The organism is Sphaerospermopsis sp. FACHB-1094 (assembly GCF_014696195.1).
Classification (GTDB): domain Bacteria; phylum Cyanobacteriota; class Cyanobacteriia; order Cyanobacteriales; family Nostocaceae; genus Sphaerospermopsis; species Sphaerospermopsis kisseleviana.
This window is the reverse complement of record NZ_JACJPT010000028.1, coordinates 26,922-41,816: the sequence shown is the minus strand read 5'-3', so window position 1 is coordinate 41,816 and position 14,895 is coordinate 26,922. Positions and strand designations below refer to the sequence as shown.

Genomic DNA, 14,895 nt, shown 5'->3' with positions numbered 1-14,895 from the left:
AAAATCTAAAATTCTCCTGCCTCCTAACTTTACTTGAGTTTGGCATGAGCAGCTAAAATAATTCTTTCTGTTTCTTCCCAACTAATACATTTGTCAGTTACTGAAACACCATATTGTAATTCTTCCCGTTTTCCTGTAATTGGTTGATTACCTTCATATAAATTTGATTCCAGCATCATTCCCAAAATTGAATTATTACCAGCAACTATTTGCTGAATTATATTTTCTAACACCGCAGATTGCAATCTATAATCTTTATTGGTGTTACCATGACTGCAATCAATGACTATTCTTGGTGGTAAACCTGCGGCTTTTAATTGTTCCTCTACCAATTTCACATTCTCCGGATCATAATTAGGCTGACTTCCACCCCGCAAAATTACATGACCATGAGAATTACCTCTTGTTTGAAATACACTCACCTGTCCCTTTTGGTTAATTCCTAAAAAATTATGTGGAGTTTGCGCTGATTTGAGAGCATTCAAAGCCACATTAATATTACCATCTGTACCATTTTTAAAACCCACCGGCATGGAAAGACCACTGGCCATTTCGCGGTGAGTTTGTGATTCAGTTGTCCTCGCTCCAATTGCTGACCAACAAACCAATTCACTGATATATTGAGGAATAATCGGATCAAGTGCTTCCGTTGCTGTTGGTAATCCTAATTCTGCCAATTTTAATAATAAACTCCGAGCAATTAAAATCCCTCTTTCTACATGAAAAGAATCATCCATATCGGGATCGTTAATTAATCCTTTCCAACCTACAGTAGTTCTAGGTTTTTCAAAATAAACCCGCATGATCAGCAACAATTTATCATGCACTTTATCAGCTATAACTTTCAACTTCTCAGCATATTCTATCGCCGCTTTAGGATCATGTATAGAACAAGGACCAACTACAATGAATTTTCTGCTATCTTTAAAATCAAGAATATGTTCTATTTCCTGTCTGAATTGCAAAATTGTATGTTCAGCAGATTTAGTTAAAGGCAATTTTTCTTTAACTTGATTAGGAGTTAATAAAACGTGCGAACTCTTAATATTAGTGTTAATTAATTTGTTGATCATGGTGTAAAACTCTAAACTTGTGTAATGCGCTGTATTGTGTAAAGGAATACTATACACATTTTTCAGGAAAAATACAAGATACATCAGGAGTCAGGAGTCAGGAGTCAGTAGTGGCAACCCCCCGTGGTTGCCCGTACAGGAGTCAGGAGTCAGGAGTAAAACGCTCTTTCGGGCTATGTTTTAATTGAGATGCTGTATCTATAATAGAGAAGTCAGGATATCTAGTATTCAGAATATCCAGTATTGAGAAAAATAGTAATTAGTTCTCAGAAAAATGAAAACCTGAAAAATTAGTTAGATTTGATGAGACTTGACTAATCACTAATTACCATTAAGTAATTACGTGCATTATTGTGATCTAGTTCAACAATACATAAAAATCAAAAAACATGAATCTATAAAAAAGCAGATTTTTAGGAAAAAATCTATGTTTATGTATATTGTTTATGTATATTTTTGTCGCCCAGATGCTAGATCGTCGATTCAGTAATGCTAGGTAATCTGTTTTCATCTTGTAGGGGCAAAGCATTCGGGTGATAACCTATCGTTGAAACAATTGATATTCTTTCCGAATGCTATGCATTCGGCACACTACGCGAACGCCCTTACGATTAATGAATCGGTGTTCTAGGAAATTTTATTAAAAATCAATTATATCAAAATCAGCTTTTGGTAACTGGTTGATTTTTCCCAATCACCAATCACCAATCACCAATCACCAAATATCATATTATTCAATTTTACCAGTAGTGATCATCATATAACTTAATAACCAACCTGCCATAGTTGCCCTGCGAGTTTGCCGAGGACCAAATTCTCCGATTTTGTAACCTTTAAAACCTAGTTTTTGTTTGAGCAGTTGTTTATTTTCTTGGGGAATAGAACGAGTTAATTTCATTGTTGCTGGGCGAGACTCAATAAAGTTCCCAGGTTCTGGATATTCAGCCACCCATTCTGGTGCTACTTGGCTAGTATCCCATTTTTCAGTGTTAGCATCATAACGATAACCCAAGTGATACCATACCAATTGGTTAACAGTAGTATCATCAATATTATCGTTGATAATATCCCAAATTGTTTCTTTATTGAGTGGTGGCAAGTTAGACATAAGTAATTTGAATTTTGTCCGTGTTTTGTTGTCAGTTGTCAGTTGTCAGTTGTAAACTCAGTCAGTAACCTAGAAGATTTTAGCGTTTTAGGGGTGAAATTAAAGCTTTATCAGTGACAACCGAGAAACCCAACTGTACCAACAAAGTTGCAGATTAAAAAGTAAACCTGAAATCGTAAAATACTAGAAACTGTTAATTTCTGCTTACTGTCTCCTGAAACCAGACTTTTTTATGCAATCTACAGCACCATTACCAAAACTAATCCGCGCCCATGTCTTCATTACTGGCAGAGTTCAAGGTGTGGGGTATCGTTACGCCACTGTAGATACTGCTACCCAGTTGGGGTTAACTGGTTGGGTGCGAAATCTCCCAGATAGTCGAGTGGAAGCAGTTTTTGAGGGTGCTAAAGAAATTGTAGAGGAAATGGTGCGTTGGTGTCATGCAGGACCACCTGCGGCAATGGTAAAGGAAGTTACAGTTGAGTATGAACACCCAGAAGGTTTGCGGGGCTTTGAAGTGAGGCGTTAGCTGCTGTTAATAATAGCAGCTACATAACCCAGCTTTGCTAAATGCTCAGTTCGTTGTTTAGCATAAGACTGCAAACCATTCCATTCATGAACCACCAACACACCTGGAGGCTTACCCTTGAGCGAGTCATCATAAGCCAAATAACCTTTTAAAACTGTCTTTTCTTGTTTGTATCCAATTTTTTTGATGTTAATTGCTGCTAATACATCCATACAAGTCAGCAATACAACCACAGGTGTAAAGAAAACAGAAAGCAGAATTTTTATGACTTTGTAAATACTAAAACACTGATTATGGTAAATTATCCCTGTAAAATCATGAAAAAACCTATTTATGCCTTATCTATTACTGGGAAAATTTTGCTTCTCCTTTCTGGCTGATTTTGAGAAATTTATAAGAATGCCATTCTAGCAAGGCTAAATTGTGTAGTTACGTTACATTATTAGTTATATAAATAAAAGTCATTGTTGTTCTGCCTATTGATCGGCTACTAACATAAAACCATGAGTGCAACTGCTATTATTTCTCAAAACCCCCTACTCCAAGGCAGAGGTTTACCGCCATTTGCAGATATTACACCAGAGCAAGTAGAACCTGCTTTTAAACATCTGTTAACAGAATTGCAACAACAACTAGCTATATTAGAAACTAATGTAGAGCCTACATGGACTGGTTTAGTAGAACCTCTAGAAAAGTTAACAGAAAAGCTGTACTGGAGTTGGGGTATACTCAACCATTTAATGGGTGTCAAAAATAGCCCTGATTTACGTATAGCATATCAAAAGGTTCAGCCACAAGTAGTACACTTTATTAACACCCTTGGACAAAGCAAACCGATTTACAAGGCTTTTAAAGCCCTCCGTGCCAGTGATACCTGGGAAACCTTAGAATCTGCCCAGCAACGCATTGTAGAAGCAGCGATTCGAGATGCAAAATTATCTGGTGTGGGTTTGGAAGGAGAAGCACGAGAGCGTTTTAATGTGATTCAAATGCAATTAGCAGAACTGGCTACAGATTTTGCTAATAATCTTTTGGATGCTACCTCAGCCTTTAGTCTAGTTTTAACAACCAAAGCAGAAATTGACGGTTTACCCAGTAGCTTAATCAGTTTAGCTGCTCAGGCGGCTCGCATTGCCGGGGAAGAACAGGCCACCCCAGAAAATGGACCTTGGCACATCACATTAGATTTTCCCAGTTATTTTCCCTTCATGCAACACAGCACCCGTCGGGATTTACGGGAAAAATTATACAAAGCTTATATTACCCGTGCTTCCTCTGGGGAATTAAATAACAACCCTCTCATTGAAAAAATTTTACAGTTACGGCAAGAATTGGCAAAGTTACTGGGCTTTGAAAATTTTGCCGAACTGAGTTTAGCTAGTAAAATGGCGAAAAATGTCCCAGCCGTGGAAAAGCTGTTAGAAGAACTGCGTCAAGCTAGTTATGATGCTGCTGTTAAAGATTTAGAAGCACTCAAAGATTTTGCTAAATCTCAGAAAGCAGCAGAAGTGGAAGATTTGCAACACTGGGACATCAGTTTTTGGGCAGAACGTCAAAGAGAAGCCAAATTCGCTTTTACTGAAGAGGAATTACGTCCTTATTTCCCCCTTCCCCAAGTTCTTGATGGCTTATTTGGACTAATTAAACGGCTATTTGGTGTGACTGTGACACCTGCTGATGGTCAAGCTCCAGTTTGGCATGAGGATGTCCGTTATTTCCAAATTTCTGATAAAAATGGTACTCCCATTGCTTACTTTTATCTCGATCCCTACATTCGTCCTGCCGAAAAACGTGGTGGTGCTTGGATGGAAGCTTGTATTCATCGCAGCAAAATCACAGAACGGGGTATAACTAGCACCCGCTTACCAGTAGCTTATTTGATTTGTAACCAAACTCCCCCAGTGGATAATAAACCAAGTTTGATGACTTTTGATGATGTAGAAACTTTGTTCCACGAATTTGGACATGGTTTACACCATATGCTCACCAAGGTTGATTATACTGGCGCAGCAGGTATTAATAATGTGGAGTGGGATGCAATAGAATTACCTAGCCAATTTATGGAAAATTGGTGTTATGACCGTCCCACCTTATTCAGTATGGCTAAACACTACGAAACAGGTGAACCATTACCAGAGCATTATTATCAAAAGCTGTTAGCAGCCCGTAATTACATGAGTGGTTCGGCAATGTTACGGCAAATTCACCTCAGCAGTGTGGACATGGAACTACATTACCGCTATCGTCCTGGTGGTGATGAAACTCCCATAGATGTCCGTGAACGAATTGCCAAAACTACTACTGTTTTACCACCATTGCCTGAGGATGCCTTTTTATGTGCTTTCGGTCACATCTTTGAAGGGGGCTATGCGGCTGGATACTATAGCTATAAGTGGGCTGAAGTTCTAAGTGCTGATGCTTTTGCTGCTTTTGAAGAAGCGGATTTAGAAGATGAAGTGGCAATACATGATACTGGTAGGCTCTATCGAGATACGATCTTAGCTATGGGTGGTAGTATGCACCCAATGGAAATTTTTAAAGCCTTCCGGGGTCGTGAACCAAAAACAACTGCTTTACTTAAGCATAATGGTTTGTTGGCTGCTACCTAAAAGATTCTATGGTTGGGTTGACGTAAGGAAACCCAACATTCCCAATATCTTTCTTTGTGGAAAATAAATAAAATAAATTTTACAGTTAGGAGAGGGAACAGAGAACGGGGAACAGGAATTTAGGAATACAGACACTTTTGTTTTCACTCAATATCTATATGTTAAATTAATTTTGCTTGGGTATTTCTACAGTTTAACTAAAAAAATAAAAACACTATGTGCAATTAATTTTGCCTGGGTACTTATTAACTCAATTGTGTCAATATTTGTCAAAATAAGTCAAAATAATTATATTTTGACAATAAGATTGTCAGCTTAGGAATAGCTCCTCAGAAAAGTTAATATAGTGAGAATTTAATTTCTGTTGTATTTCTTTACTAATTTCTCATCAACAAAAATGAATATAGATTAAAAATAATAAATAACATTATATTTCGTAAACTTAATTAGGCTAAATTGAGAGTATGCTGAATCTAGGAAAAACCTGGGGGCAATTTTCAGTAACTAAGCGCAAACAAACTTAAAGTTTTATTAGTTTTCTACTCATTGGTAAGTTTTGGTTGTAATGACTCAAGACTAATAACTAAAGACTAATAACTAATAACTAAAATTTATTTGCGTTCATTTGCTAACTAGGTTTTTCAGATAAATTGAGAACATCAGTTCTGATGCTCGGTACTGGCAGCGCAACCCAAAGAAACCTTAAGAACAATTACGGACAATGATACAAAAAATTTTGCTGGCTGTCTCTGGACTAGGACACGCAGAAGAAATGATGAAGACATTGAAAGAACTGCCATCTATCCAATCTGCAAAAGTTACAGTTCTGCACGTTGTACCTTCACAAACTACTGCTGCGGCAATGACAGATAAATGGGAAGAAGGTGGTAAGATCCTAGCTAATGCAATTCAGTCTTTGGATTTAGATCCCAGTCGGGTTTCTTCTATTTTACGCCAAGGAGATCCCAAAGATGTAGTTTGTCAAGTCGCTGATGAAATAGAAGCTGACTTGATTATCATGGGTTCAAGAGGACTGAAACGACTGCAATCAATTTTAGCTAACTCTGTCAGTCAGTATGTTTTCCAATTGTCTTCTCGTCCCATGTTGCTGGTTAAAGATGACATTTATGTCAAAAGAATTAAGCGTGTAATGGTGGCAATAGATAATTCTGATGCTTCCCAAAATTGTTTGAACTTAGCCTTATTTTTGCTCAGAGATGTTAGTGGTGGTCAGTTAATGTTGGCTAATATCAATACAGACTTGGGCAGTAAATTATCAGGTATTGCTGATATTAAACCAGAAAAAGATACAGTGTTGGGAAATGCTGTAACAGCAGCGGAAAGACAAGGTGTTTCTGTGCGTTGTGTAACAAGTAGTGGCAAACCAGGTGAAGAAATTTGTCGTTTAGCTGAAGAACTCAATGTAGACTTATTGTTGTTAGGTTCTCCAGATCGTCGGCCATCTATTGCTAAGAGTTTTGTAGATTTGGATCGACTTGTTGGCGCTTCTTTATCTGACTATGTGCGTGTTAATGCCACTTGTCCAGTATTGTTGGCTAGAACTGTTGCATAAATAGGGACTGGGGACTGGGGACTGGGGACTGGTGACTGGGGACTGGTGACTGGTGACTGGTGACTGGTGACTGGTGACTGGGGAAGCAGGGGAAGAAAAATTAATTCTTTATTCTTCAATTCTTTTTTCTCTTGCCTTTTGCTTTCTTTCTGCTATATAAAACCTAGACAAAGCTAGACTTTACTTTCTACTTCAACGGGAGCATGGGAGCAGTTATCCCTCAGTAGACTTGCACGCCTTAGCCAGACGCGATATTTCTCAAGTTAAGATTTACAAGAAAGACTACCGCTATCATTGCTTGGTTTTCGCGTTGGCAATAGTCTTAATTCAATACTTGATATCGTAGGATTATATATCAAGTGGGTGATTTTCTTAACTCACTTATGTCAATGCTTGTCAACATAAGTACAGTTTTATCTATAAAATAGTCAGCTTAGGACTAGCTCAATTACCAATTACCAATTACCAATTACCAATTACCAATTACCAATTACCAATTACCAAACTGTTAGTTTTTACCACCTTCGCGGCTGGCAGTTTGGATGTAAAGAATTATTAAAAATACGGCAGGAACAAGCACAAATAAGATGCTTGCTACAAAGCCCAGGTCATTAACTTGCATGGCAAGATAGCCTCTCTCTAAATTGATTTTCAGTCAACAATTTTAGAATAGCATTATAGTTACTAAAAATATAGTCAAATATTTCTAGCTTGGTAAGGTCTTACACCTTACAGGGCTAACTACAAGCCGCACTATTCGGTTTCTAATCTGAGATAGATTTCCGAACTAATTTTACCTTTTTTCAGTTCTGATTTGATTAGCTACTCTTGAAAATGTTTTATTTCGTCTAATTTATAGGATTTCCTGCCACACAGGAGCTATGGTTAGGTTAATTCTAACTCTCCGCACTCTCAGATCAGGACTTTCACCACTTTCCAAGGATCTACGCTTCTTGAACTCAAGACTAATATATCACATTCACCCCCCGTACAATAGGCCTCTTCCTGCCTCCTGCCTCCTGCCTTCGTTAAGGTTTAGTAACTACGCTAACAGGTCCGTTAACTAGGGTTTGGCACGCAAGACGATAGTTATCTGGTTTGTTCTTAAATTTCCGCTTTTCTACATCAGTACGGGGTGAGAGGTTTTCCAGCCCTTCTACTACTTCCACAATACAGGTGGCACATTGTCCATAACCACCGCAATTGGTCATTTTTCCCCAAAATTTATAAATATCAATCCCATTTTCCATTGCTTTGAGCCGCAGGTTTGCACCATCAGCCGCAATTACTTCTTTATTCTCGTTGACAAACTTAATATTTCCCATAGTTGTTTCCTGTGTGAGTGGTAAATTTTTGTTAATTTTTAGTTAGTGGTTGTTACAGTATTTTACTTAATTGGGTGAATTTATTGCAAAACATTAAAAAATACAAATTTTATTAAAAATAGATCTTGAAAAAATAGGACAGGTGTATAATCCCTGTCCAAAAAATTGAAACCAGATTAATTTACCTGAAACCAACAGCAGCTTGCCAAACAAAAGCAAGCAACAGGAAGAATACAGGAATAACTGGGAGTACATCTACCAAAGGATCAAAAATTTGGTACGCTTCGGGCAGTTTTGCTAATAAAAGTGCTGCTTCCATGTTTTTTTCTATCCACCTAATAATCCAACACAGCTTTCATATTTGAGGAGTATATTAACATGGTTTGGGAATTGGGAATTGGTGATTGGGTTATTAATCTTCCCCTGCTTCCCCTGCTTCCCCTGCTTCCCCTGCTTCCCCTGCTTCCCCTGCTTCCCCTGCCTCCTCTGCTCCCCTGCCTCCTGTCACCTGTCACCTGTCACCTCTTCCTCTTTTAGCCAGTGTCCGAAGTCTTGAACGAAGCGATCGCTTAAAATTGATTCTCTAATTTTTTGGGTGAAGCGGATCAGTTCGGTGATGTTGTGAATACTTAATAATGTATAAGCTAAGATTTCTTGCGATCGCACTAAATGGGAAATATAAGCACGGGTGAAATTTGTGCAAGCATAACAAGGGCAAGTTTCATCTAATGGTGTAAAATCTTCGCGAAACTTGGCATTTTTCAGATTCCATCTTTCACCGTTAACTATCGCTGTTCCATGTCGCGCCCATCGGGTAGGAATCACACAATCAAATAAATCTATACCTGAAGCGATCGCAATAGCCATTTCTTTATAAGTTCCCACACCCATCAAATACCGGGGTTTATTTGCTGGTAACAAAGGTGTTGTCGCTTTAACTATCTGTGCCATTAACTCCGGTGGTTCACCCACACTCACCCCACCAATAGCAAAACCAGGCATATCCAACTTAGCCAACTCTGAGGCAGCACGGGCGCGTAAATCTAAATATACACCACCTTGAACAATGGGAAACAAAGCTTGATCAGTTCTTTGATGTGCTGCTATGCACCTTTCTAACCAGCGATAAGTCCGATCCGTCGCTGCTTCCACCTCTTGACGGGTAGCGGGATAGGGTGGACATTCATCAAACGCCATGATCACATCAGCACCCAGAGTATTCTGTATTTCTATGGAACGTTCTGGCGTTAGTTTAATAATTTGTCCATCATGGGGCGAACGAAAAGTTACACCTTCTTCTGTAATTTTTCGCATTTCGCTGAGACTGAAAACCTGAAAACCGCCAGAGTCTGTGAGCATCGGACCATTCCAGCCCATGAACTTATGCAGTCCACCACCACCGGCAACAATATTTTCTCCTGGTTGCAGGTGCAAATGATAGGTATTAGATAAAACCATTTGCGCCCCTGTATCCTTGAGTTGAGCCGGGGTAATAGTTTTTACAGTTGCCAATGTTCCCACAGGCATAAATCTGGGAGTTTCCACAATACCATGAGGGGTAGAAAACACACCGACTCTGGCTTTGGTTTGACTACAGGTAGCTAGGAGTTGAAAAGAGAATTTGGACATTGGTAATTGGTAATTGGTGATTGGTGATTGGGGAAGAAAATTTTAGATTTTAGATTTTAGATTTTAGATTAGAGTTGACAAAAACAATCCAAAATCTAATATCCAAAATAAATATCTCCTGCCTCCTGCCTTCTGCCTCCTACCTCCTGCCATCATCCCAAAAATTGGGGGTGAGACCCTGCTATGTATTACAGTCCTAGTGGGTATATTATATTTCGGAGTTAGAAACAATCAGAGCAATCGTCATCAATTTCCGCATCCCATCGAGCGGATAACACCTGATCCATCATTGCTTCTATTGCACCGGCGTTAAATTGGCGATCGCATCTTTCTTGTAAAGGTGTAGAGAGTGGAATCAGACGCAAACAAAACTCTTCTTGGAATAAATCAAAGTATGTTTCTTGTTCAGGTGATTGTTGTAGTTCTAGATAGTCAAAACTATCTATATTCAGATACAGAGCGTTGTTAGCAACTATTGTAGACCTTTGCGGATGGGCAAATACTTCCATCACATCCCCATCACCTTCGCTCAGTAGCTTGTTCTCTTGGCTGTAGATGTAGTGAACTCGACCTAAATCTGTTAAGAGTCTGCGGATGTCGAGTTTATTTACAATTACGCCGGTGTTGACAATACACGGGGCTGGTATTTTGATATTGGGTAGATGATAACTCATAGAGTATTAGCGATTGAGGGAAGGTGAGTGACAACACAGATGAAAAGTCAATGCCTAGCTTTTTCACTGGACAAAACCCTATATTTACAAAATATCAACTTTACATAGCGATCGTCTATGGAAACTACTCAATTTCCTCTAACTTTTTACAGTCAGTTTCTATTCTCCTCTGAAGTTGAGTTTTCGCTATGGTATATATTTTTCAACTATTGCAAGTTTGTCAAGATAAATTATTACAGGTAATAGCCTCTATTATATTTTACACATCTATTCCTTTACCCTACATCTCAGGCTTGGATTTTGGCAATGTTGCTGTTTTTGCTCCGGTTGTGGGTTTGATGATCGGGGGAATGTTAGGTTTATTAGATTTCATTTTTAATTACTTACATATCCCCGTATTAACTCGGACTGCTTTGGTGGTTGTCACCTGGATCGCAATTACGGGTGGTTTACATTTAGATGGTGCAATGGATACTGCTGATGGTTTAGCAGTAGGTGATCCTGAAAAGAGGTTACAGGTAATGGCTGATAGTGCTACTGGTGCTTTTGGGGCAATGGTAGCGATCGCTATTTTGTTGTTGAAAACCGCAGCTTTAATGGATATTTCGGAAAACCGTTATTTAATCTTAATGGCGGCCTGTGGTTGGGGACGTTGGGGACAACAAGTAGCGATTTTGCGATATCCCTATCTGAAACCTACTGGTAAAGGTGCATTTCATAAACAGGCAATTCGTTCTTATGCAGATATTTTACCGAGTTGGTTTTTATTGTTGGGTTTGAGTATTTTAGTTTGGGTTGTTAATTCCCAAAATCTATTGTTATCTGTATTTATGGTGTTGGGGGGTAGTGCGATCGCTCTTTTAGTCCCTTGTTGGTTTAACTATAAGCTGGGTGGACACACTGGAGATACTTACGGTGCTGTGGTTGAATGGACTGAGGCTTTGTTTTTATGTGTAATGACTTTGGGTAATGGGTAATTGGTAATTGACTATGTTTGACTATATTTGACTATATTTTTGTGATTGAAACTAAATACCAAATTTAATCACCAGGGCGATACCTATGCCTTCGGCACGCTGCGCGAACGGTAAGCTACCGCTAAGGCAATACTCACCACCAAAATCAAAGTCATACTCAAAGCTGAACCAAAACCCCAATTTTGAGTAGCACCGAGAAACTGATTATAAACCAACCTTGCAGCAGTCATACTGGAAGCACCACCCAATAATTCTGGATCAATAAAATCTCCCAATGCTGTAATAAATACCAACAAAGAACCAGCAGCAATACCGGGAAAAACTTGGGGTACTGTCACTTTCAAAAAAGTTTGTACTGGGTTTGCACCCAAATCAGCAGCAGCTTCTAATAAACGTCGATCTAATTTTTCTAAAGAAGCATACAATACTAAAACCATATAGGGTAATAAACTGTAACTCATGCCAATTAAAACTGCTGGAGTTCGGTTCAACAATTCCAAAGCTGGTAAACCTATACTGGTAAGTAAACTATTTAATAATCCAGTAGGACGGAGAATAGTAATCCAAGCATAAGAACGTAGTAAAGAAGAAGTCCATAAAGGCAAAACAAAGCCTAATAATAATAAAGTTCGCCACCGTTTTGGTGACATTTGGGCAATCCAATAAGCTACTGGAAAACCCACAATTAAACAAATAATTGTCGTATTAATTGCCAAAAACAGGGAATTGAAGATAACTCGTAAATACAGCGGTTCTAAAATACGAAGATAGTTATCCAATCCATTAGGATTGACAAGATCACCTGGTCTGATATCCTTAACTAAACTCAATTGCAAAATTATCAATGTTGGCAGCAATAACAACAGTAATAACCAAATCCCTGATGGTGCAAGTAAGGATAAAGGAGGCAACCATTGGACAAAATGACGATATAATTGTGGTGGTTTTTTAGCAATATTGCTAGGGGATGCTACGGGAGATTTAGGAAGTTGAATAGACACAGCCTGATACCAATTTGCGATCTTAAATTTTCTATCTTCTTTCTATATTATCTGTTTGGGCTGGTAATTGGTAATTGGTAATTGCAAAAAATCAGTTAACAGCCATTATTTTAGGTATTTTATGCTAGTAATTGAGTCCAATATCGCTCATAAACTGCTTCAAAATCACCTACAGGAGTGAGGCGTTCACATTTATTTAAAATTGATTCTGGAGGAAATAAGCTAGTATTATTTTGAATTTCTTGTGGTAATTGTTCAAAACCTGCGCGATTAGGAGTAGCAATTTTCAATCTTTTGCTGATTTCGGCAGCTACATCAGGTTGCAGAAGGAAGTTAATCCAACTATAAGTACCAGGAATATTAGGCGCTGTTTTGGGAATAACAATAGTATCTGTCCAGAGAGAAGAACCACTGCGAGGAATTACATATTTAAGTTTAGGATTTTCCTTGGATATCTTCACGCCATCGGCAGAATAACACATAGCTAATAATAAATCTCCTGCCAATATTTGGTTTTGCCAAGCATCAGTATCAAAAGCGGCGATCGCTGGTTTTAATGACCGCAATTTTTCATAAGCTGCTTTAATTTCTGTGGCATTTTGCGAATTATAAGAATAACCGAGCATTTTTAATGTTGCTCCCATCACCTCCCGGACATCATTTAGTAAAGTCATCCGTTTATAAAGTTGCTCTTGATTTTGCCAAAGATATTCCCAATCTTCAGGGGGAGTTTTCAGCTTTTCCGAGTTATAGATAAATCCCGTTGTTCCCCAATTAAAAGGTAAACTATAACGGTTATTAGGGTCATAAGTAGGATTCTGAAATTGAGGAAATAAATTTTCTAACCCTATTAAAAGTGCGTGATTAATTTCTGCTAACAAATTTTTTTCTACCATCTTCTGTACCATATAATCAGATGGATAGATAACGCTATAACTAGCACCTCCTCCAGCTTGGAGTTTAGCCAGCATCACATCGTTAGAATCAAACACATCTGCCAAAACCTTGATGCCGGTTTGGGTAGTGAAAGTAGATAGTAATTCTTGATCCGTATATTGACTCCATGTATATAAATACAATTCATCACTTTTCCCAGAAACTGAACCAGTATAATTATTGGCGCTGACATTAGCTAATCTCCAGCCACAACTACTTAAAGACAAGCTAGAAAGCAACGCCATTGTTTTAATAAATTCCCTTCTCCTGGTTATTGTCATCATCATGGTTTACTCTTAATTCACCTTTGATGTTTGACTAATAGCTAAACAGTCAGTTTCTGCCCACCAAATGTAAATAGGTGTATTCCGGTCTGGTAAACTACCAAAGGTATTAGGTTGTAAAACATTAACATTGATGCCATTAGCTAATTCCACGACATAATTAACATGAGTACCCAAATACATGATATTAACTAACCGACCTTCAAAGCAATTTGTGGGTAGATTGGGATGATAAAGAGAAATCTGAATTTTTTCAGGACGCACACTTAAAACTACCGCCTGTAATAATTCCCAGCGTGTATCTTTTGTACGAGCAGCAACAATAGAAAATCCGGTTTTAGTCAAAACTTTAACATACTCGGCATCAATGGCAGTAATTTCGCCGCTAAATAAATTGGTGTCACCAATAAAATCTGCAACAAAAGCTGTTTCGGGACGTTCGTAAATGGCGCGAGGAGTACCAACTTGTTCAATTTTGCCCTGATTCATCACCGCGATCCGATCAGATAAACTGAGTGCTTCCTCCTGATCGTGAGTTACCATAATAAAAGTTAATCCTAACTCTTTATGGATGTTGCATAACTCAACCTGCATTTCCTTCCGCAGTTTTAAATCTAAAGCTCCCAGGGGTTCATCTAAGAGTAAGACAGCGGGACGGTTAACCAAAGCTCTAGCTAAAGCAACTCGTTGTTGTTGACCACCAGAAAGCTGAGAAGGAAAGCGCGATCGCAAACCTTCCATTTTCACCAGCTTTAAAGCTTCCGTGACTCTGCTATTAATTTCTGATGGAGATAATTTTTTTAACCGCAGTCCAAAAGCAATGTTTTCCCACACATTCAAGTGATTAAACAGAGCATAGCTTTGAAATACAGTATTCACAGGTCTTTGGTAAGGAGGTACATGACTCATGGACTTGCCTTGAATCAATAACTTGCCTGCGTCCACTCTTTCAAAGCCAGCAATTAACCGTAAGATGGTTGTCTTACCACAACCAGAGGGTCCTAAAATACTAAAGAACTCTCCCTGTCTCACATCTAAGTCCACACCATGTACTGCTGGTTCTTGGTTGAAAAACTTGAAGACGTTCCGCAGTTCAACATCCAGTGGCTGAAAATTAGTTACACCCCTCTGAGTTTGCATCACAGTTTGAGCCATAGTCTTCAGTAGAATGCCTTGA

Annotated in this window: 15 protein-coding genes and 1 pseudogene; 4 read left to right on the top strand and 12 right to left on the bottom strand. The window is 38.6% G+C overall.

Annotated features, from left to right (window positions below):
* Positions 1-29: 29 nt before the first annotated feature.
* Both H6F47_RS11275 and H6F47_RS11270 read right to left on the bottom strand, forming a co-directional pair.
* The gene (locus tag H6F47_RS11275; protein ID WP_137668598.1) at positions 30-1,073 is read right to left on the bottom strand and encodes a 3-deoxy-7-phosphoheptulonate synthase; all 1,044 of its coding nucleotides are present in this window, start codon (positions 1,071-1,073) and stop codon (positions 30-32) included.
* Between the two features lie 730 nt (positions 1,074-1,803).
* A complete protein-coding gene (locus H6F47_RS11270) occupies positions 1,804-2,181 on the bottom strand; it encodes a DUF1823 family protein (RefSeq protein WP_096564925.1) in 378 nt (125 codons plus the stop codon).
* 232 nt (positions 2,182-2,413) lie between these two features.
* On the opposite strand from H6F47_RS11270, the gene H6F47_RS11265 reads away from it, so the two are divergent.
* The gene (locus H6F47_RS11265; RefSeq protein ID WP_190649226.1) at positions 2,414-2,710 is read left to right on the top strand and encodes an acylphosphatase; all 297 of its coding nucleotides are present in this window, start codon (positions 2,414-2,416) and stop codon (positions 2,708-2,710) included.
* 17 nt (positions 2,711-2,727) lie between these two features.
* Here the strand turns inward: H6F47_RS11265 and H6F47_RS11260 are convergent.
* Positions 2,728-2,976 (bottom strand): annotated as a pseudogene (locus H6F47_RS11260) (dienelactone hydrolase family protein); the annotation flags it as partial.
* Positions 2,977-3,213: 237 nt separating this feature from the next.
* Here H6F47_RS11260 and H6F47_RS11255 point away from each other — a divergent pair.
* On the top strand, positions 3,214-5,319 hold the full coding sequence (locus tag H6F47_RS11255) for a M3 family metallopeptidase (protein WP_190348227.1): 2,106 nt from the start codon (positions 3,214-3,216) through the stop codon (positions 5,317-5,319).
* A gap of 721 nt (positions 5,320-6,040) precedes the next feature.
* Positions 6,041-6,892 carry a universal stress protein gene (locus tag H6F47_RS11250; RefSeq protein WP_187039124.1) on the top strand — a complete coding sequence of 284 codons (852 nt, stop codon included), beginning with the start codon at positions 6,041-6,043 and terminating at the stop codon, positions 6,890-6,892.
* Here the strand turns inward: H6F47_RS11250 and H6F47_RS11245 are convergent.
* From H6F47_RS11245 to H6F47_RS11220, 6 genes are all read right to left on the bottom strand, one after another.
* The gene (locus H6F47_RS11245; RefSeq protein WP_190649244.1) at positions 6,838-7,011 is read right to left on the bottom strand and encodes a hypothetical protein; all 174 of its coding nucleotides are present in this window, start codon (positions 7,009-7,011) and stop codon (positions 6,838-6,840) included. The genes H6F47_RS11250 and H6F47_RS11245 overlap by 55 nt on opposite strands.
* A gap of 389 nt (positions 7,012-7,400) precedes the next feature.
* Positions 7,401-7,514, bottom strand: a complete 114-nt coding sequence (gene psbM / locus H6F47_RS11240) for a photosystem II reaction center protein PsbM (RefSeq protein WP_071985120.1) — start codon at positions 7,512-7,514, stop codon at positions 7,401-7,403.
* A 406-nt stretch (positions 7,515-7,920) separates the two neighbouring features.
* On the bottom strand, positions 7,921-8,217 hold the full coding sequence (locus H6F47_RS11235; protein ID WP_096564917.1) for a 2Fe-2S iron-sulfur cluster-binding protein: 297 nt from the start codon (positions 8,215-8,217) through the stop codon (positions 7,921-7,923).
* Positions 8,218-8,398: 181 nt separating this feature from the next.
* Entirely contained in the window at positions 8,399-8,536 is a 138-nt protein-coding gene (locus H6F47_RS11230; protein ID WP_006195022.1) for a photosystem II reaction center protein K, read from the bottom strand.
* Positions 8,537-8,721: 185 nt separating this feature from the next.
* On the bottom strand, positions 8,722-9,846 hold the full coding sequence (tgt, locus tag H6F47_RS11225) for a tRNA guanosine(34) transglycosylase Tgt (protein WP_190348230.1): 1,125 nt from the start codon (positions 9,844-9,846) through the stop codon (positions 8,722-8,724).
* Between the two features lie 221 nt (positions 9,847-10,067).
* The gene (locus H6F47_RS11220) at positions 10,068-10,520 is read right to left on the bottom strand and encodes a hypothetical protein (protein WP_096564911.1); all 453 of its coding nucleotides are present in this window, start codon (positions 10,518-10,520) and stop codon (positions 10,068-10,070) included.
* A 188-nt stretch (positions 10,521-10,708) separates the two neighbouring features.
* Here H6F47_RS11220 and cobS point away from each other — a divergent pair, with 188 nt between their 5' ends.
* Positions 10,709-11,497 (top strand): adenosylcobinamide-GDP ribazoletransferase, encoded by a 789-nt coding sequence (gene cobS, locus H6F47_RS11215; RefSeq protein ID WP_190649224.1) that lies wholly within the window; start codon positions 10,709-10,711, stop codon positions 11,495-11,497.
* Positions 11,498-11,580: 83 nt separating this feature from the next.
* On the opposite strand, the gene H6F47_RS11210 is transcribed toward cobS, so the two are convergent.
* From H6F47_RS11210 to H6F47_RS11200, 3 genes are all read right to left on the bottom strand, one after another.
* Positions 11,581-12,498 carry an ABC transporter permease gene (locus H6F47_RS11210; RefSeq protein ID WP_137667018.1) on the bottom strand — a complete coding sequence of 306 codons (918 nt, stop codon included), beginning with the start codon at positions 12,496-12,498 and terminating at the stop codon, positions 11,581-11,583.
* Between the two features lie 119 nt (positions 12,499-12,617).
* Complete coding sequence (locus H6F47_RS11205) at positions 12,618-13,709, bottom strand: spermidine/putrescine ABC transporter substrate-binding protein (protein WP_096572523.1); 1,092 nt, start codon at positions 13,707-13,709, stop codon at positions 12,618-12,620.
* 21 nt (positions 13,710-13,730) lie between these two features.
* Entirely contained in the window at positions 13,731-14,873 is a 1,143-nt protein-coding gene (locus H6F47_RS11200) for an ABC transporter ATP-binding protein (protein WP_190649222.1), read from the bottom strand.
* Positions 14,874-14,895 lie beyond the last annotated feature (22 nt).